The 18,836-nt window shown below is 44.2% G+C and carries 16 protein-coding genes; 6 read left to right on the top strand and 10 right to left on the bottom strand.

The features are described 5' to 3' along the window. Positions 1-55: 55 nt before the first annotated feature. From OZ660_RS16400 to OZ660_RS16410, 3 genes are all read right to left on the bottom strand, one after another. Positions 56-1,477, bottom strand: coding sequence for a sodium-dependent transporter (locus OZ660_RS16400; RefSeq protein ID WP_274741663.1), 1,422 nt, complete (start codon positions 1,475-1,477; stop codon positions 56-58). 198 nt (positions 1,478-1,675) lie between these two features. Continuing rightward, positions 1,676-2,401 (bottom strand): SDR family NAD(P)-dependent oxidoreductase, encoded by a 726-nt coding sequence (locus OZ660_RS16405; protein ID WP_274741664.1) that lies wholly within the window; start codon positions 2,399-2,401, stop codon positions 1,676-1,678. Next, positions 2,391-2,786, bottom strand: a complete 396-nt coding sequence (locus OZ660_RS16410; RefSeq protein ID WP_202262507.1) for a thiol-disulfide oxidoreductase DCC family protein — start codon at positions 2,784-2,786, stop codon at positions 2,391-2,393. Before OZ660_RS16410 ends, OZ660_RS16405 begins: the two co-directional genes overlap by 11 nt. Before the next feature lie 253 nt (positions 2,787-3,039). Here OZ660_RS16410 and msrA point away from each other — a divergent pair, with 253 nt between their 5' ends. After that, complete coding sequence (gene msrA / locus OZ660_RS16415) at positions 3,040-3,585, top strand: peptide-methionine (S)-S-oxide reductase MsrA (RefSeq protein WP_202262508.1); 546 nt, start codon at positions 3,040-3,042, stop codon at positions 3,583-3,585. 99 nt (positions 3,586-3,684) lie between these two features. Here msrA and OZ660_RS16420 read toward each other — a convergent pair whose 3' ends face one another. Then, positions 3,685-4,806: a hypothetical protein gene (locus OZ660_RS16420; RefSeq protein ID WP_202262509.1), complete on the bottom strand. Its 1,122-nt coding sequence runs from the start codon at positions 4,804-4,806 to the stop codon at positions 3,685-3,687. A gap of 102 nt (positions 4,807-4,908) precedes the next feature. On the opposite strand from OZ660_RS16420, the gene OZ660_RS16425 reads away from it, so the two are divergent. The 5 genes from OZ660_RS16425 to OZ660_RS16445 all read left to right on the top strand — a co-directional run bounded on the left by OZ660_RS16425 (position 4,909) and on the right by OZ660_RS16445 (position 10,215). Further along, positions 4,909-6,810 carry an alkaline phosphatase family protein gene (locus tag OZ660_RS16425; RefSeq protein ID WP_274741665.1) on the top strand — a complete coding sequence of 634 codons (1,902 nt, stop codon included), beginning with the start codon at positions 4,909-4,911 and terminating at the stop codon, positions 6,808-6,810. A 17-nt stretch (positions 6,811-6,827) separates the two neighbouring features. Next, positions 6,828-7,364 carry a flavodoxin FldB gene (fldB, locus tag OZ660_RS16430; protein ID WP_202262510.1) on the top strand — a complete coding sequence of 179 codons (537 nt, stop codon included), beginning with the start codon at positions 6,828-6,830 and terminating at the stop codon, positions 7,362-7,364. A gap of 30 nt (positions 7,365-7,394) precedes the next feature. After that, a complete protein-coding gene (locus OZ660_RS16435; RefSeq protein WP_202262511.1) occupies positions 7,395-8,183 on the top strand; it encodes a CLCA_X family protein in 789 nt (262 codons plus the stop codon). A 142-nt stretch (positions 8,184-8,325) separates the two neighbouring features. Further along, complete coding sequence (locus tag OZ660_RS16440; RefSeq protein ID WP_159627811.1) at positions 8,326-8,733, top strand: ExbD/TolR family protein; 408 nt, start codon at positions 8,326-8,328, stop codon at positions 8,731-8,733. A 174-nt stretch (positions 8,734-8,907) separates the two neighbouring features. Then, positions 8,908-10,215: a choice-of-anchor A family protein gene (locus OZ660_RS16445; protein WP_274741666.1), complete on the top strand. Its 1,308-nt coding sequence runs from the start codon at positions 8,908-8,910 to the stop codon at positions 10,213-10,215. Positions 10,216-10,292: 77 nt separating this feature from the next. On the opposite strand, the gene OZ660_RS16450 is transcribed toward OZ660_RS16445, so the two are convergent. From OZ660_RS16450 to OZ660_RS16475, 6 genes are read right to left on the bottom strand one after another with little or no spacing between them, the layout of a single operon-like run. Then, positions 10,293-12,692: a cellulose synthase subunit BcsC-related outer membrane protein gene (locus OZ660_RS16450; protein WP_274741667.1), complete on the bottom strand. Its 2,400-nt coding sequence runs from the start codon at positions 12,690-12,692 to the stop codon at positions 10,293-10,295. Beyond that, positions 12,689-13,780, bottom strand: a complete 1,092-nt coding sequence (locus OZ660_RS16455; RefSeq protein ID WP_274741668.1) for a glycosyl hydrolase family 8 — start codon at positions 13,778-13,780, stop codon at positions 12,689-12,691. The genes OZ660_RS16450 and OZ660_RS16455 overlap by 4 nt, the downstream gene beginning before the upstream one ends. Beyond that, positions 13,774-15,378, bottom strand: coding sequence for a cellulose biosynthesis cyclic di-GMP-binding regulatory protein BcsB (locus tag OZ660_RS16460; RefSeq protein ID WP_274741669.1), 1,605 nt, complete (start codon positions 15,376-15,378; stop codon positions 13,774-13,776). The genes OZ660_RS16455 and OZ660_RS16460 overlap by 7 nt, the downstream gene beginning before the upstream one ends. Next, positions 15,294-16,049 carry a cellulose biosynthesis cyclic di-GMP-binding regulatory protein BcsB gene (locus OZ660_RS16465; RefSeq protein ID WP_274741670.1) on the bottom strand — a complete coding sequence of 252 codons (756 nt, stop codon included), beginning with the start codon at positions 16,047-16,049 and terminating at the stop codon, positions 15,294-15,296. Before OZ660_RS16465 ends, OZ660_RS16460 begins: the two co-directional genes overlap by 85 nt. After that, a complete protein-coding gene (bcsA, locus tag OZ660_RS16470; RefSeq protein ID WP_274741671.1) occupies positions 16,049-18,271 on the bottom strand; it encodes a UDP-forming cellulose synthase catalytic subunit in 2,223 nt (740 codons plus the stop codon). The genes OZ660_RS16465 and bcsA overlap by 1 nt, the downstream gene beginning before the upstream one ends. Then, entirely contained in the window at positions 18,249-18,821 is a 573-nt protein-coding gene (locus tag OZ660_RS16475; RefSeq protein WP_274741672.1) for a hypothetical protein, read from the bottom strand. The genes bcsA and OZ660_RS16475 overlap by 23 nt, the downstream gene beginning before the upstream one ends. Positions 18,822-18,836: the final 15 nt, after the last annotated feature.

Here is an 18,836-nt window from a genome sequence, read left to right on the forward strand (position 1 = left end):
AAAAGGCGACTCACTGAGTCGCCTTTTTTTCAATTGTATGTCAGGTGCTACAACATTAGCCAAAGAAGCTAAAGGAGAAGTACTTCACTGCTACCGTGTTAACGAAGATAACCAGGAGAATAAGTGGAATAAATGTTTTCAAAGAGATATCCACGTACTTTTCGAACCAGCTACCTTTGAAGCCATTGCTTCCTTCTTCCAACGACTTGTTGAAATTAGCACTCTTCCAGCGGTGAATAACGAAAATACAAATGAGTAAGCCGTTAAGTGGCAAAATCGTTTCGTAGAACACATCGAAGATCACATCAAAAAGGGATTTATCTACGCCCGCGTAGTGCATAAAAGTAGTCAAAAACTCAACCTTGCCAAAAGACAATGCACTGAGGATCGCTAGTACTATCATGATGCTTCCCAGTGAAGCCAATGCCCACTTTCGGCTTACCCCTTTCTCGTCCATCAGTGCAGCTACCGGTACTTCAAAAATTGAAACTAACGAGGTAATTGCCGCGAAGAACACTAACAAGAAGAACAAGCTGGCAACCACCGACGCACCTGCATAACCAATTGACTCTTGTAAAGCCAAGAAGATACTAGGCAAGTACGTAAATATCATGCCCACTGATGATTCACTCAATTCATCAGGATTAATTTCTGGATTAAATGAAAAGATAGCAGGCAAAATCATTAAGCCAGCGGTAAACGCTACAGCAGTATCGGTTAACGCGACAAGTTTTGCAGAGTTTGGTACATCAGCTCGCTTGTCAATGTAACTACCGTAGGTGATCAAAATCCCCATACCCAGCGATAACGAGAAAAAGGCCTGAGATAAGGCACCGTTAATCACTGAAGCAGTAAGCTTTGAGAAGTCTGGAATAATATAAAACTCTACACCCGCCATGGCATTGTCACGAGTCAATACGAATACCACAAGACCCAGAAGCATAACAAAAAGCGCAGGCATCAGTAGCTTTGCAGCCTTTTCAATACCCTCTTTTACGCCACCTTGAAGAATAAGGTATACCACCCCTACCACAACGGCCATATAAGCGAATATCGACGGTGAATTAATAAATAACCCAAAGGTGTCTGGGTTTGCCAATTTGTCTAAGTTTCCGCTTACCGCTTCAAATAAATAACCGAAAATCCATACCGTGATAACCATATAAAACACGGCGATCATAAATGGCGTAGCAATGGCTAACCAGCCGGCGAGCTTCCATTTAGGGCTGTTGTTACTAATTGCACTATAAGCGCCTAATGGGTCTTTCTTGGCATGACGGCCCACTGACATTTCAGCCAACATGACCGGCAAACAAATGGCAAATACGAAAATAGCGTACATTAATAAAAATGCACCACCGCCGTTTTTGGCAGCGCCAACGGGGAATCCAACCAAATTACCAATACCCACTGCAGAACCTGCAGCAGCTAAAATAAACCCTATGCGCGATCCGAACTGTTCTCTGGCCCCGCTCATATCCCTTCCTCTTGTTGAGTTATTGTTATTTATTATCGGGATGGCGTTATATGTGGTGACTCACTTGTGGCGTCAACGCGTTGTATTGCAACCGGTTAAGGCGTATCAATACGCTGCACCATTCCCAAAAACAGCATGGTAACAGCAGTGAAATAAAAAGTCTTGATGTTGAATACACAGAAATCTGGTCTGACCGTATCACCAGGTTACCACTTGACCATCCCAGTCAATGAAATGACAGGTTTGCTCACGATTAAGTGACGACAAATGTGAAAGGAGTTGCTTGGCTGTGAAGTCAGGTGTGAACAACTTTTTCGCCGCCACATTTTTTTGAAAAGGCTTAGAAAGCGACGTATCAACTGTGCCTGGGTGATAGCAAACGAGAAGCGCATGTTTAAGCCTGCGTTGATATTCAACTGACGCCGTTTTAACAAACATATTAAGCGCCGCCTTTGAGGCGCGATAACCATACCAGCCTCCCAACCCGTTATCGGAAATACTTCCCACCCGCGCACTTAAACAGACTAAGGTTGCATCGTTTTTATCCATAACGTTGACCAAGTGCTTTATCCATAGCGAAGGAATGATGGTATTTACCGCGAAGTATGTTTCAAGTGCGTCTTCACGCACATCTTCTAAGCGTTTTTCAGGGTGTATGTTTTTATTCTCATCGTGAAGAAAACCAGTGGTTATTATCACCGTATTTAACACGACATCGTCTTCTCTAAGCTGTTCAATAAACGATGCAATGTGTTTATCGTCTTGTTCGGCTAATTGAACATACGTTATTTTTAAAGCACTACCATCGGTAGAGACACTGCCACGAGTCACCGCTATGACATCGTCACCTCGCGAAGCACATTGATGAATAAGTGCCGACGCAATTCCACCAGAAGCACCGACTATAAGTGTTTTAGTTGTCATTACTCTCTCCGGGAACACAGCGATCGCAGGTTCGTTTTTTACCTGTTAGCCAGTATGAAATCGTGTAGCGATGCTTTGCGAAAATGTTGTATACGCCGTCTGCGATAATGCGTATACCGGGCCAGCGAAGCGGAGCATATAGCCAGCCCATTCCCACCGCTTTCCAAGCCAGATGGGTGACATCTAGGCCTGTTATTACAATACCATCGTCGGTCATCCCGTGTATGCGCGCGTTTAGTGCTTGCCAATCAAGCGAAGGGTAACGAGAAGCAAAATCAGGAGCCTGAATGTCAACCAGTGTAAGTCGATTGTGCTTATCTCGCTTTTTCAGATGCCTCATTTCTGCCATACATAATGGGCAATAGCTGTCGTAGAAAATAATCACGAAACCACCTTTGAATTATTTACACTTAGCGCTCTTACAAAACACGTTGTTGAGCTATTGTTATTCACGTTTCACTTAGTTGGCCTGACGACCATGCTACTTGGGATGCCGATTCCCCTGCATGTAAACTCGCAGGGTTGATTTTTTATAATTAATTATTCGTTTATACGCTAAAAAAACAGGCTTGGATGACTTGAGTTGTAAGGCTCTCGCACCCACACTAGTGCAAGTTGATTTTTATTGAGGTTTTATTATGGCTAACAAGCAAGTTGCAACGCTCGCAGGCGGCTGCTTTTGGTGTATTGAGTCGGCTTTCAACACAGTAGAAGGTGTTGATAAAGCAATATCTGGGTACGCTGGCGGAGAAAAAGCAGATCCAACCTATGAAGAGGTCTGCAAAGGTGATACCGGCCATGCAGAAGTGGTACAAATAAATTTTGATGCCGATATTATTTCGTACCGCGAAATACTGGAAATCTTCTTCGCATTACATAACCCTACACAGCTAAATCGACAGGGTAACGATGTGGGTACACAGTATCGCAGTGCTATCTTTTACCACGATGAAGCGCAAAAAGCAGAAGCTGAAAAAATTGTTGCAGAAATTACTGAAGATGCCATTTGGCCAGATCCGGTAGTAACCGAAATTGTCGCAATCAATAATTATTACCCAGCCGAGGAATACCACCAGAGCTATTTTAAAAACAATCCTCAGAACCAATATTGCTCAATGGTTGTTGCGCCTAAACTGGCAAAATTTAAGAAGACATTTGCATCTCGTTTAAGAAGCGACGCTTAATCACATTACTCAACTCAAGTGCTTGCTTAAAGCTGTTCTTCACAAATTAAAAAAGGGTTGTACTAACAACCCTTTTTTTTATCCGACTAATAGGTAAAACTACTCAAACCAACTTGCTTTTAATGTAAGCGGGAATAACAAAGGTGCGAGATCTTCGTACCGAGGGGTATCGGCTTCGCAGATAGCGTTTTTCATGTAGTTTTTTTCCCATGGATCGTTAATTATCCATAGCGTTGAATCAACCACAACAAGCCCCTCCATTGACGCATTATCCATGAGATACTCACCGCACGCTTCGCCGCCATTAACTTTAAACGTTATGGGGATCCGCTTTGTGGCTTTTTGTTTTGTACTGTCAATTACCCAAAGTTCATTATCATTGCGTGCAGCCGCGAGCAAAAATACGTCACCGCTTTGTGTGGTGTGAAGCGCAAGTCCGTTTATAGGATGATTTCCCGAAGTAAAAACGGGAAGGCGTAACTGGGGATCTGACACACTGGCAAAATCGCTTGAAGACCAAAAGTCATCGCCAATATTAAGTGTAAAGATTCTAGGTTGACCCGCTTTATCTTTTTCTAGGCCAATATAAAGCGTACCGTCGCTATCCATGGTTAACCCCTCAATGCCATCATTGGGGAAGTTACCTACCTCAAACTCAATAGGAAACTGAAGCGGGCGTACATCGCTCATTTCAACGCTGCCGTTGTCTTTTTGCGTTAGTTTAACCAAAAGTGTTGGATAATCTGTTGAGCCAGTAGCCTCGTACTTAGATTCACAGCGCGGGCTTAAAGCACCTGTGCGCGTAGCGTCTTCTGTTACGGTATAAATAATCTTGGGGTCGCGAGGATCTACGGCTAACGCTTCTAAATCGGGTTGTGAGCTTAAGTACGTGTAGAAGCAACTGCGTCTGACCGCATTAGAAAATGAAAATGTGGCACTTGAATGCGTAAGCGTAGCGCTAGCAGGGTCAATCGTATGTAACTTCAACTGCTGTGTAACATCAGCACTGGCATCAGCAATAGTGATAAGTTGCCCGCCTACTTCCACCAAACCGGATGTTTGAGGATCAAACATGACCTTTCCACTACTGTCTTTGATCCATTGACCCACTGAGACCTCAGTAAGATCGGTCTTTTGAGGAGCAATAACAACGTCCTTAGGTTCACTGCAGGCAGAGATTGCCAACACCACACAAGCAGTAAACATCGAGTTTCTTAACATGCTAAAAGATTCCTTTTTGAAACATTCTGCTTCTAAATTGTAAGGGAGTATATCCAGCATACCGTTTATAGACAAAAAAGAGTAAGGTAAAGGTTTGTAAATGTGTACTTAGAGGGTTTAGTCATTTCTACGCAGCAACTTCCACTTGTCATTGCAGGGCCTATTGTACGAAAAGTAACAGAAAACTCATGCTACATATGGGTGTGTACTTCTATCGCAGACGCACCAAATTTGTCCTTAACCCACGATAAAACGACAATAAACGGGCAAGCACAAGTCGAAAGTATTCAAGTTGGTAAGCACGCGTATATTCATTTGCTGCATTTTAAAAGCAACACCCACTTTGAGGATCGTAAGCGTATAGGCTATGCCTTACAATTTAACGATTCATCAGAGCAGGCACGATGGAACAACGAACAAGAAGCATTACTTTACAACAATCAAACTGTGCTGAGCTTTCATTACACACAAACTCCCCAAACCATTCTTCACGGCTCGTGCAGAAAACCGCATTTTCACGGTGATGACGCCCTTACTCAAGTCGATGTATTGCACGAAACGGCATTTTCAAAGCAAACTCTCTGCCCAGATTTATTGCTAATGACTGGCGATCAAATATATGCAGATGATGTTGCCGGTCCCATGCTTAAAGCGATTCACCACACTATTGAACAACTTGGTCTGTTTCATGAGTCTCTTGAGGGAGCGGTGGTAAGCAACACAGATGAACTCGCAACGCATCCACACGGATTCTATGAACGCGAACAACTTCTTCCGCAGATTGCCACCAATACCGCGCTGTCGTCGCTATTTTTCGGAGCTAAGAAAAAACCTGTTTTCACATCGGTTAATGCGCAAAACCACCTTATTGGCAGTGCTGAAATTATCGCAATGTACTTGCTGGTCTGGTCTGATGCGCTTTGGCCTAATATCACTATAGATTCGGAACATGTAGGCGAAAAATATGGCGCCTCATTTGATAAAGAAAAGCATGCCATTGAAGGGTTCGTCAACGCTTTACCTAAAGTAAGGCGTGCGCTGGCCCATATCCCTACCTATATGATTTTTGACGATCATGATGTTACCGACGACTGGAACCTAACGCGGGGCTGGGAGCAAGAGGTTTATGGAAACCCACTTTCTAAGCGAATGATTGGTAACGCATTAATTGGCTATTTGCTATGCCAGGGTTGGGGTAATGCACCAGAAAAAGTATCGCCGCTAATTAAAAGCGCAATGGAAAAAATGCGAGGTAACGGCATTGAAAAGCACGATGATTTCATTGACGAGTTACTCGAATTCGACGAATGGCACTACCGGTTAGACACCACCCCGCCGATCGAAGTTTTAGATACAAGAACACAACGCTGGCGGTCAGAGTCTAGTATGAATAAGCCTTCTGGACTTATGGACTGGGAAGCCCTCTGTGACTTTCAACACTCTATCATAGGTAAAGAAGCCGTAATTGTCGTATCAGCAGCTCCCATTTACGGCGTAAAAGTCATAGAGGCGATTCAAAAAGTATTCACTTTTTTTGGCAAAGCGCTAACGGTAGATGCCGAGAACTGGATGGCACACAAAGGTACGGCCAATGTCATACTCAACATTTTTAGGCACTATAAAACTCCCCCTGAATTCATCATATTGTCTGGTGACGTGCATTACTCGTTTGTTTACGATGTTCGCCTACGCTTTAGACGCAATAGCCCGCACATCACACAATTTACCTGTAGTGGCTTAAAGAACGCTTTCCCCGATGGGCTAATAAAATGGTTAGATCGCTTGAATCGCATTTTATATCGCACTAAATCTCCGTTAAACCTTTTCACCAAGCGACGAAATATGTCAGTTAAGCCCCGCCACCCCAGTATGGGATACGGGGAACTTTTCAACGGTTCTGCACTTGGTGTATTAAAAATTTCACACAAAAGCACACAAGTAGAATGCAAGGCTTTGTTGTCCAACGGTAAAGAGGTAGAATTCCCGCCAATTGAAAATGATTAGTTCAAAAGAGGTATCTAATGAGTGATAGCGCCCTGTCCATCGGATTGTTTTACGGTTCAACAACCTGTTACACAGAAATGGCGGCGGAAAAGATCCAAGCGCAGCTCAATAGTCTCTTTGATGATGATATTGTGGTGCTACACAATATCAAAGACGTTAGCTTGTCACGCGTAGCAGAATACGACATTGTCATTTTTGGCATTTCTACTTGGGATTTCGGGGAACTTCAGGAAGACTGGGAATCTCATTGGGACGAAGCTCATCAGCTTGATTTGCAAGGTAAAACCGTTGCCTTGTTTGGTCTTGGCGATCAACTTGGCTACGGTGAGTGGTTTCAAGATGCACTCGGCATGCTGCACGACGCCATAGCTCCATCAGGATGTAAAATCATCGGTTTCTGGCCTAATGAAGGCTATGAGTTTACTGCTTCTAAAGCCCTTACCGATGATAAATCACAATTTGTTGGGTTATCGCTTGATGACGAAAACCAATACGATAAAAGTGAAGCGCGCATAGAAGCATGGTGTGAGCAATTACTTGGCGAGATGGCGTAAGACGCCACAGCTATCACCTGCTTTGTGAACATGGAATCTAAAGGTCGAATCCATCAACAATTCTATCGCAATGGTCCAAGCCATCGCGATGGTGCTGATGTTTCGTTTCAGGACATAAGAAAGCTTTTTAACTTTGCAACGATCACAGTGGGTCGCTGGGTTACCGCAGAAGAGCAACAGATCGCGGCGAATTTGTTTTTTGACGCATTGTACGATCTCGTGGCGATCTTGAATGTTAACGAACAAGTGCTATCGCTTAATGGCTCATTATCTTTGGCATTTGGTAGCGGTGGTCAAAAGCATTCAAGTGCACACTACAACAGCACCAAACGACAACTTGCACTTGCGAAAAATGCAGGCGCCGGCGCCCTTGCCCATGAGTGGTTTCACGCATTTGACCACTATATTGCTCCGCGTATGTTTGATGGTGTTGCACCTGGGTCGTTTGCCACACAAGCATGGCTAGATAATGCCCCCATGCACTCACATCCATTGAATCAAAAATTGAGCGATTGCTTCTCGTTGTTGTTCCTAAATGATCAAAAGAGGCCCAATGAGTACTTTGTGCGATCCGTAGAGGCTGATCGCGCGTTAAAAATGTATTATTATGCTATGCCTCAGGAGATGGCTGCCCGTGCGTTTGAAGCGTGTATTCAGGATCACGAAATCAAAAACGCGTTTTTAGTGCAAGGCACAAAAAAATCAACGGAAGCTAGACTTGGCATTTATCCTCATGGTAACTTGCGTACATCACTCAATCAGGCATTGATGTTGTATTTTTACCAATTAGGTGTCGCCATTTCACATAAACAGACCTAGTTTGTTGTTTTTTTACTGTGAAACTGAGTATTTTTCCAGCAACAAGTGTTAATGAGCACACTGTTTTTATACAAAAGTCTGTATATTTTTGTAACAAGCAGTATACTAAAGCGCTCGAACGTAACAGAAGAAAGAAGACGAGATGAAAAGAAAGAAGCATACCTCGGCTGAAGACGAGGCTCAGATTGATATGACCCCCATGTTGGACATCGTGTTCATCATGTTGATTTTCTTCATCGTAACGACGTCGTTCGTGAAAGAGAAAGGTTTAGATGTAAACCGTCCTGAAGATAATCAAGCGAAAAATGACAAGCCTTCAAAAGCGCTTTCTATTCGTATTGATGCTGATGGCACTATCATGATGGGTGGTCGTGAAGTTGATATTCGTCGTGTTGTAGCAAACACGCAAACATACCTTGCAGAGAACAACACTGATTCAGCTGCTATCCAGGCTCACGAAGACAGCGAGCACGGTACAGTAGTAGAAGTAATGAACCAGGTTAAAATTGCAGGTATCGAGAAAGTATCTGTATTGGTTAAAAAGAGCTAAAACGCTTTTATAATCAATAAAAAGCCGCCTTCGGGCGGCTTTTTTCGTATATGGACTTATACCAAAGTATCTCTTGTGCTATCGAATGAATTTTGTTCAGATCGTAGTATTCGGTGAGTCTGGAAATCCATGTTGAAAATCGGTTCCAGGCTGTTTAGTCACTGGAGCCAATAAATGAGAATAAAACTAGCCAATAATCAGGCCGCTGCTGTACAGCTGGCCATCGCAACTGCACTATTCACTCAGTGCGTCGACGCTTCGCCTATCGAACTCAGTGACGCATTCAAATACAACGCCCTCATTTTTAATGATTTCGAAGGTGAGCGTTCTGATGTCGAAGGAAAGCTAGCGGTAGGTGGTGACCTCACGGTCGAGCACTTCGATGTGGGTTTGCTATTAACGCCGGATCTGTCTTCCAGTTCACTTTATGTAGGGGGCGATCTCACATACACCCACGGTCAAGTTCACGGTGGTCAAGTCACTGTATCAGGCATGATTACTGCTGAAAATGTGTCTTTTGATGGTGCACTAAATAGTGGCGGATCAACCTCTGTTACTTACGGCAACATCGAGTCAGGCGGTATTTTTAGTAAAGGAGATGCATCGTTAAACAGTGCAGGTATTAATCAAGGCGATATCCATGCCGAAGGTTCTGTTAGCATTACTTATGCTGGACTTGGCGATGGTGAAGTTATTTACGGCAATGATGTCTCAGTGGTCAGTGGCAACGCTGGGCGCGGCGCGACGAAAGATCCGGCAAATCGCGTAACCGTCGACAATATTGACTTTCAGTCGTTGCAAGATGAAGTAACCGCTCAGTCGAACGCGTTTGCAAATATGAACGTGAATGGCACAACAACACTTAAATGCGGTGCTAATGCGTGTTCTGACAGTGCTACTGACACCATTGATACGATCGTTTTTTCTGGCACCGACGACGTTAACGTGTATTCAATTGATACGGATTGGTTTAGCGCGGGTGATAAAGGCATTGTTTTTGATTTCTCAACCACAAGCTACAACATTATTAATGTGTACGGCAAAGAAGTAGAACTGTTCAATACTGGTTTCTTCAATACTGCATTCACTACAGAAAATGAGTATTTTCGTGAGAATGGTCAGTATCGAGACAATGACAATAACATTGACCAACGTCACGATGGCCTATACACCAACAACATTCTCTTTAACTTTGTAGATGCTGACAGCTTGGCCTTACACTCGGTTGGTGTTAAAGGTAGTGTATTGGCCCCCTATGCTGAATTGAGCTTTTATAACGGCCATGTAGACGGTAGCGTTATTGCAAGTAGCTTGGTTACGCCAGAGGTGACCTTGTACAACGACAAAGGCGAACCTTACCTTGCGCCAACAGGCCAAATCAATAACTATCGCTTTGGTGCAATTAACGTCAGTGAGCCAGCGTCTATTGCGTTACTATTTGGTGCTGCGTGCTTTATGTATACGAGAAGAAAAAAGCAATAAGCGTGAAGCAAATTACTATAAAACGCGGAGTTGATTAAAAACGACTCCGCGTTTTTTGTTTGTATCGCAGTATACCGCTACAGTGCAAAGCCGCTGCGCCGCGGTGATGACAAGATTAATTCGTCGCTGGTAACACCTGTGCCCTTGCCCTGTCGCCATCTTATCTGAATGCCAGCTTCAAAAGCCTGATACTCCACAGCAAATGCTTTGCCTATGTAACCCGCTACTATCCATTTGTCGGTTATTCGGTATTGCCCTTCAGCCATAATATTACCGCTTAACCCTGTGCTGCGATCGTAGTCTAGTCTTGCTAATGCATCGTCAGGATCATCAAAAAAGTCACTTAGAGGAAAGCGCAGTTCATTTTGCTGCTTTACTCTAGAAAGCGCTAACGCACTGCGCAACTTTAACTGCCAATTTAGGGTTTCCAATGTGAGTAGTTCTGAATAGCCACCCACGCTAACGAAATAATCCGGACTAAAATAGCCGCCATTACCATAAGTAAACCCACTTAAATTCTTATCATAGCTGTTGTAACTCAAGAACGGACCCACGCGCCAGTAGTCTAAGTAGGAGGAAACATCCTCTGCCACATCGTAGCTAATATCAAAGCGCAGTGAGAACGCGTTATTATCGTCAACCCGATCACCTTTAAGCGTACTTAACTGAGCAGTAGTCGCCGCTGACCACTTAGGCGCAACAACGTAAGCAGCCAATAGCCGAGCGCCCTCTTCTATAACATATCCCCATGGCTGTTGATGATTACTATTAAACGTACCTGTTTGACTTAATAAGCTATCTTCTTTTGCTTGCCTGAACAGCGTTGCCGCCACCGTCGTATCGGTAAAAAAGCCGGTAGCCGAAAGCTGCCCGGTTACCTCGGCATCAACAGGTTGTGAAAACATGCCGTACTCTAGGTTAGCGTAAAAATTAAATGCGTCAGCTTGATACAGCACTTCACCGCGAACACCTGTATCTTCAAAGCCAGATATGCCTTCAAAAGGTGCAGACACTGCATCGTCTAACTGGCCACCTGCGAACCAATCTCCTTGTGACGGTGTTCCACTGTAAAATTGCTTATAGTCGAAGGTGACTTGCCACAACCACTTATCATAGGCACTGCCTATGCCTACGTACTGACTAACTACATCAAAATTCCCCAAACCATCTTGTCCGCTGCGCTGGCGCACATTTACGCCATATAGTGCGGTATAAGCATCTTTAGTTTGGGCGGTAGTTACGCGTTCGTCTTCATTCAAATACGCGTACAAAAATTGTTTTCTGGGCCAGGCGTTTTGTACCGTTTGTTGTTGAAGCTGCCTTTTTATTTGAGGATATTTTAACGCTAAACGCCCAAGGGTAGCGCTATCGTCACGATTTAAGGTTACCAGTTCATTGGCGATAACTTCATTTTGAGGAGTGTTAGAAAGCACTTCTTCAAACGCGCTTGTTGCAGCGGCTACATCGCCGCGTTCTTTTGATGCCCAACCAAGCAGCGCGCGCTCTTCAAGTGTTAATACTCTGATTTTTTCTAACTGCAACGCGGCATCAATGCTTTTGCTATACGCTTGCGCTTCATAGAAACGAACTTGTCGTTCAGCCAGAGCATCGGCACATCGACGTAAGAAAGTTTCTGAATTAATACTACACGCTAGTGAAAAAGCCTCGTCTACTTTGTTGCTCGCAACGAAGGTAACGTACTGGCCTTCGTTATCGCCTATTAGCGCGAAAAGCATGGCCGCCAACTCGAACTGCTGGGCATCGTAATAGTTCCATGCTTTTCCTTGTAGCAGTTGCGCCACGTAACCGCCGCTATCGTTATTGAGATACTGCCGCAGTTTTTCAAAGTCATTTAACGACAATGCTTGCTGTACTTTAACGCCTTTAACGCCATTTAGTCCTTGCTCTACCGACTGCTTTTGGCTATCGAGCGTCGCAATGCCTTTCGCCTGCTCAAATTGCTGTTGCGCGACATCAAGCATGTTTTTATCAAGCGCGGTCCACCCTATCAACAGATAAAAATCAGTGCGATTCATCGCATTACTGAGCGTTGCAAGCTGTTTCACTTTTGTCGTGCTCGCTGCCGCCCGTGCTTTTGGCGTTAGCGCAGCGAATGCTTCTAGCGGTGCTTCAGGCTTTGGCTGACTTTCTTGCGCAGGCTTTTCTACCTGTGAGGGAGCAGACTGCGCGTTTTGGTTAGTTTTTCCATTAATGCGCTCCAAAGCAGTTATTACTTCATCGGGTATTTCCCAACGAGGATATTCCGCTTTTAGTCGATAAAACTCTTCATTTGCAAGACGTATTTGTTTTTCATTGATGTGATACCACAACCCTGTTGTATCTGGTTGCTGAGACGCTAAAGGCGCAATATTGAGCTCTTTTTCTTGATACGTTGTACTGGTCTGCGCCAATACATCAACACTCATTAGTAACGCAGTCGCTACACTAAGATACAAAACATTGTTCAAATTACTCACGACGGATTATCCATAACAGCCAACATAGACAGCAACGTTAAACTTGCTGAGTAATAGTCTGTGGTGCGATTTATTTCAGGCCAATCTACCTCTGTACCTTGTGTTAGGTGAGATACAGCAGTTTCTACAGCACGCATCCCCAGCGTCATCTCATAATCTGCTACTTTTTCTGTAAGTAAATTCACGGTAGCCGGTGTTTTTGGCTGCTCCCACCACGCATTAAATGGTTCAAACAATGTGGCATGCTGCTCAATAGTGCTTGAACCACTCCACGCTAAATGCAGCGGTATACGTACGGCATTGAAGCCATATTCAGCAGAAATGACCTTATCTAATGACAGCCTCACTTCTTCACGGTGATTGTTGTCTACGCGGTTGCCAATGCGGTTGCCAATGCTGTTTTCGACCCTGACCCAATCACTGGGAAGTCCATATTGAGAAAATTGCGATTTTGCAAGCAGTGCCAAGCCACTCGTATAAAGCTGATCCCACTTTTCGGGTTGATTAGCGTGCTGTGCAATGTCCTTTAGAGCAGGAAATATCCAGTACGACAAGTTAACTTGTACGCTGGTATCATCTTCAAAACCGACTTCACCAGGAAGTAGCAGTGTTAGCTGCTCAGTATCTTTGATAAGCGTTGATTCGACTTTATCAATGATAGCTGTTGCCGCAGAAGCATAACCTTCGTCGCCCCATTTATCAGCAGCGCGAAGTAATGCCCAAGCAATTAAAATTTCGCCATCAGATGCGTTGTTAATGTCGTCAATACACGCGCGATCATGAGTTGGACAGGGTCGATAGCGCCAACTAAAAAGTTTATCTTCTCGCTGCAACACACGCTGCGACCACTGCCATAGCGCATCAAAGGTATCTTTATCATTAGCACCTACAGCAAACAGCATGGCGTAGCCTTGCCCTTCACTGTGCGACACATTGCCATTACCCGTATCTAGAACGCGCCCGTCATCAATAAACAGCGCTTTATATGCCGCAAAGTACTTTACGAAAGTCAGGTCTTGTTGTGTAGAACACGAGGTTAGTAGCACAACTAACGCCACTACTAACCCGTGAAATATACGCTTTACCATGCGTCTTGCACTTGTTTGTTTCTGCGCTTAAGCAACGTATACATAACGAAGCTTACAATTAGGACAAGAGCGATAAAACCTATCAGCCAATACCATGGATTATTCGACAACCACAAACGCAGATGCAACCAGCTATCATCGGCTTCACCCACTTCAAATTTGTCACTAACCTGCATTACTAGTGCGGGTGATAAATTATCTTTCCATGCAAAGAAATCACCTGCTAATTGGCCCCACATCGACAAGCTCACCAGGTCTTGAATACGCTGATGCAGTATTTCAGGTGTTTGTGCCGCGACAATAAATAGTGTCTCTCGCTGGGTCGCAGTAGGATGCTGTTGAACCGTTAAAATCGCCTGCTGCCCTAAGTCACTTTCTTGTACGGTATGGCCATCAACTCGCATCTCTTTAAAAGACAAGTCTTCACTTAACGTACGTACATGATTGTACAAGTTGTTTTGCAGGCGGTAAGACCAACGCTTGCTGGCTTCAATTGCAGTATTAAATTCCGATTGTTCAACTTGCGTAAGGGTTTGGGGTGTTCCCAATACAATAAGCGAACCCTCTGTATCCAAATTATTTCCTATTTTAATTTGTAAGTTCAACAGTGGCGCTCGCGCTACCTGAGCAAGTTTAGCCGCCAAGGTTAACGCACTGTCTAGAAATGCTTCACTTGGCGCATTAATGGTTGCGATAGGTGCTGATTTAAACCGTGCAAAAGGATAAGCAGCCTCAGAAAGTAACGCCAGGTCGGGCTGAACTGCCACATGACCTGCCGAAGGCAAATCAATACCCGAAGAATTATCTAGTTGAAACACCAAATGTGATCCTGGAATATCATCACAGGGTACACCAGCAAGCGGAGCGCGAGAGGTAATATCAAAATCAATATTGTTTGTACCACCTTTAAAATAACGCGCAGGTATCGACAGCTGATAATCTCGATAAGATTGTCCGTTCGTGTTGGTTAACGAAAGACCGTGTACCAGTTCGTCATTCACGCTCACGTTCATAATTGAACCAGGGCCAAAGCCAGCGCCATAGGCAAAATCCAATAATAGCTTCACACTGGCATTTTCGGGCACATAGAAATCAGCCGGCAACCTAAATGACACGCGCTTATTAAAGTCATTTTCGTTTCTAAACTGCGCAGTCGATATGCCAAAATCTTCAAACGTATAGTGCTGACCAGGCGCCAATATTCTGTGACGCTGAACTTTACCGGCGTCCATCTCTGATTGCGAAAGTACGGTCACTTGGCTAATTGGATTTAATGCATCATCCATTACCGCTAAGGCCTTTGCGGCTTGGTGAACTTCTTCCTCAGTCGTTCCACTGACAATAAGTCGATAACTCGCGGGCACGATAACCTTATCGTAGGCAATGACCGCGGGGGTGCGCTGTGCACGTAAAAATGCACCATCAATCTCATTAGTGAGTTCATCTGTCAATACAGCAGCGAGTTCGGCGGCAGTCCCCACTAACACATGCACTGGCTGCTTTGGTTGTGACGTTAGATACCATGCACTGTGTTCAAAACGTTGCACGTTGTCTTGTTGCCAATAGTCGCCTTGCGTATTGTCAATTTCAGGTAACACATAGCTTGCGTCAAACACATTGTGAGACACTGACAAGGTTGATATTGATTGCGCAATGCTAACGCTTGGGCCACAAGCGGTAACGTTGTTTGTTGTATTTCAAGAGAAGGCGCTTTTGCCGTGTAAAGCGAGACTGCACGCTGGCCACCTATACCTGGGTTGAAAAAGCCACTCAGTTCATCAAGCGTGAATTCGCTTTCATTTATCGATGTCGTCAGTTTAAGCGTAGAGTTGTAGATATTAATCTCACTCCACAACTCAGGTGCGTTACCGTTTACACATTGTTCTGCATAATGCTGACTAACAGCGAACGTAAGGGTATTAAAACCAGGGCGCCACAGGGTTTTGGGGATCGTCATTTCAGACACCAGCGAGGGGCGATCTGGATCAAAGGCAATTTGACCAATGGTGGCATTATTGAAGCGAACATAAAGTTGAGAGCGCTTTTTAATTAATGCTTGCGAGCTGACGACTTCAAGTCGAAGTAACGCATTGTCGATATCGGTAACGGCACTTAGCGGGATAGCAATATCGACACTATCCGATTTTCCCTGCATACGGAGCGTACTGTCACCACCAAAGAAATCGGTTAATCGAAATGTTTCCGTTTGCGCACAAAGCGAGAAAGACATCAATAAACACGCACATAATGTAAGGTATTTTTTTATCATTATTTTTCCTTTGCCGGTTTGATATAAAGTCCAATTCTTCCGGCAACTTTTCCCATTAAAACAAGCACGTGAAGAAAGACAGGCTTTATGCCTACCTTAAGCACATGCTTTACACCGTACCAATACGATATCGCTCGAGTTCGCCTGCGTTGAAATGACATCCAGCGCAAGCTATCGCAAAGCGCAAATGATACCACCTCGTTTATTTGCGTATCGGTTTCAGGCGCAAACCGTACACGCAAAATTTTTGATTCATTGTCATAGTGCAAAACGTCAATTGGAATATGTACATTCTTATTTTGCGCATGACTCCATGATGTAAATATAGCTTGCTTGGGTACAAGCGCACCTTCGCCTTTCAAGCGCAATCGGGCACCACCTAACGATAAGTCAATAAGATCGCCAACCCACGCTTCATCGCTTCCCGTTTTAATGACAACGCTATTGGTAGCAGGCAAGCGCGCTTGAGCACGCACTTGTTTGCGCTCTAGAAGTACACTCATTACTGAGAGCAACAACAGCAAATTAAAGCTATTCCATAGCATTACTACTACTGTCAGCTCGCGGGTAAGTGGCTCGGTAATAAACTTGTATACACCTGCAAATAAGGCAAAAGTAATAATCAGTATTAGCCAATAAAACACATTAGAGAGTGGTGAAACAAAGGTATGGTCAAGGCTCTCTCCTTTTGGTGTAACCACAAAAGAAGGCGCTCTTGGTTTGAGAAACACTTTAACCAACGCATTTAACGTAAATGCACACTGCAAAATTTCATACAGTTCTGACACCAGAGGCCAGCGCGTTCGCCCAAACAACATCGTTGAGATAGTGTAAGTGGCAATAACATGCGGCACGGTAAACGCGAGAATTTCGAGCATAGAGGCGTGATAAACCTGTAAATCAAACACCAAGTAAGCCAATGGCATGAGCAGAAAAATGATGCGTGCAAAAGGAAAAAGCCAAAACATGATTGAACTCATGTAGCCTACTCGCTGATACCACTTTAACCCTTGCGCTTTATAGGGCTTTTTAAGCAGCAGGATCTGGGTCATACCTTGCGCCCAGCGCATACGCTGCTGAATAAATGCGTCGAAGGTTTCAGGTGCTAAACCACTTACCATTGGTCTGTCTACATAAACGGACTCATAGCCCATTTTATGCAAATCTAACGCTGTTTCTGCATCTTCGGTAATTGATTCTCCGGATATCCCCCCCACTAGATCTAAGTGGGCGCGACGCATAAGTGCAGCAGAACCACAGAAAAAAGAACTTCCCCAGTAATCGAGCCCTTTTTGGATGGTGCCATAGAACATGTCGTTTTCTGAAGGCATTCGAGTAAACGCAGAAAAGTAGTTTCGTTCAACCGGGTCAGGGTTTGCCATAAAGTGAGGAGTTTGCACTAAGAACACTTTCTCGTTCTTCAGCATCCATGGCACGGTCCTATCCAAAAAGTCAGACGTGGGGACATGATCAGCATCTAAAATAACAATCAATTCACCTTGGGTGTTTTTAATTGCGCTATTTACGTTACCGGCTTTAGCAAACTCATTTTTTGCCCGAGTGTGATAGGTAATCTCTAAGCGTTTACAAAGTGCCTGCAAGTCCGTACGTCGCTGCTTGGCCGTTTGCGCTGCTATGGGATTATTAGCGTTGATTTTCTGATCGGTACCACCATCATCTAGCAAGTGAATAAACAACTTGTCTTTAGGATAATCGAGCATTTTTGCAGCCCGAATTGTCACTTCCAGAATGTCTTCATCTTCATTGTAACTTGGGATCATGACATCTACCGTAGGCAATGTCGCTTTATCCATTCCTTCTAAGGTCAACAAGGGGCGACTGAGCGGGAAGGCGTTCACGATTGCGCCTAGTATCGAGGTGATCCCCGCGTAGATTTCTGCCGCAAACAGCAACCAAACCGCAATCAACGACAATACATCGGAATATTTGAGCGTATAAATGCCGCGCCACAGCAAATAACGGATACTCAACGCAACCGCTAAGACTAGTGCTAGTGTACGAAAAAAGTGTTGGTGTTTCTGTGCGTGATTCGCCTCTTTACTGCAAAGCGAAATGACAATAAGAATGGTGACAGAAGAGAAAAGTTGCCCAAGAGCATCAATGGGCGCAAGCAGGAGCAGCCCTAATAAAAGCGCTGCAACCCAAAATAGTACAAAAAACTGTGTTGTATAGTGAGGTCTATGAGTTTGCCAATTGTCCAAGTTCACGTTCCAGTACGTTTATATGCGTTACATTCGCATAGTTCGCCCTGTTAATTAACGTGATCTTGCCATCAGACATATCAACTTCGTGGTTGCTCATATAGAACATTCTAGAAATCGCATCCCTTTGTTTCTTATTGCTTTTACTTGCTACTAACCAAGCAGGATAAGTCACAAAGCCAAACACTGATAACGCGAATAAACCGTAGAAAAGTGCTGGTGACATTGTTGGCGCCACATACAGGGAAAATAAAAACATAGCCATACTTGCTACAGTAAATATACCAGTAATTTTACGTAAGCGTATAACTTTAATAAGATTATTTTCCGCATCCAGCAACATTTTAAGACGTCGCTTCCACAGTGTTTCAGTTTCGAGCGTTGTGCGCGCTTCCACCAGTAGCGGCTTTTCTTCGCCTGCGAAGGTGTCAGTAAAGTGGTGAGCAGCATCAATAACGTTTTCGGCATTATCGCCGTAAGACGTACCAACACGTTTATGTTCAAGCGCTTTAACATCACCAAATTGTTGCGAATTATCGAATAATTTCACTACGCACACTCCTCT

The organism is Alteromonas sp. 009811495 (assembly GCF_028865455.1).
Classification (GTDB): Bacteria; Pseudomonadota; Gammaproteobacteria; order Enterobacterales; family Alteromonadaceae; genus Alteromonas.

Excerpts from the sequence above, each read along its gene's own strand:
- OZ660_RS16455 (WP_274741668.1), bottom strand. The coding sequence starts at position 13,780 with ATGGTAAAGCGTATATTTCACGGGTTAGTAGTGGCGTTAGTTGTGCTA.
- OZ660_RS16405 (WP_274741664.1), bottom strand. The coding sequence starts at position 2,401 with ATGACAACTAAAACACTTATAGTCGGTGCTTCTGGTGGAATTGCGTCG.
- OZ660_RS16465 (WP_274741670.1), bottom strand. The coding sequence starts at position 16,049 with ATGATAAAAAAATACCTTACATTATGTGCGTGTTTATTGATGTCTTTC.
- OZ660_RS16435 (WP_202262511.1), top strand. The coding sequence starts at position 7,395 with ATGGAATCTAAAGGTCGAATCCATCAACAATTCTATCGCAATGGTCCA.
- OZ660_RS16440 (WP_159627811.1), top strand. The coding sequence starts at position 8,326 with ATGAAAAGAAAGAAGCATACCTCGGCTGAAGACGAGGCTCAGATTGAT.
- msrA (WP_202262508.1), top strand. The coding sequence starts at position 3,040 with ATGGCTAACAAGCAAGTTGCAACGCTCGCAGGCGGCTGCTTTTGGTGT.
- OZ660_RS16420 (WP_202262509.1), bottom strand. The coding sequence starts at position 4,806 with ATGTTAAGAAACTCGATGTTTACTGCTTGTGTGGTGTTGGCAATCTCT.
- OZ660_RS16445 (WP_274741666.1), top strand. The coding sequence starts at position 8,908 with ATGAGAATAAAACTAGCCAATAATCAGGCCGCTGCTGTACAGCTGGCC.
- fldB (WP_202262510.1), top strand. The coding sequence starts at position 6,828 with ATGAGTGATAGCGCCCTGTCCATCGGATTGTTTTACGGTTCAACAACC.
- OZ660_RS16400 (WP_274741663.1), bottom strand. The coding sequence starts at position 1,477 with ATGAGCGGGGCCAGAGAACAGTTCGGATCGCGCATAGGGTTTATTTTA.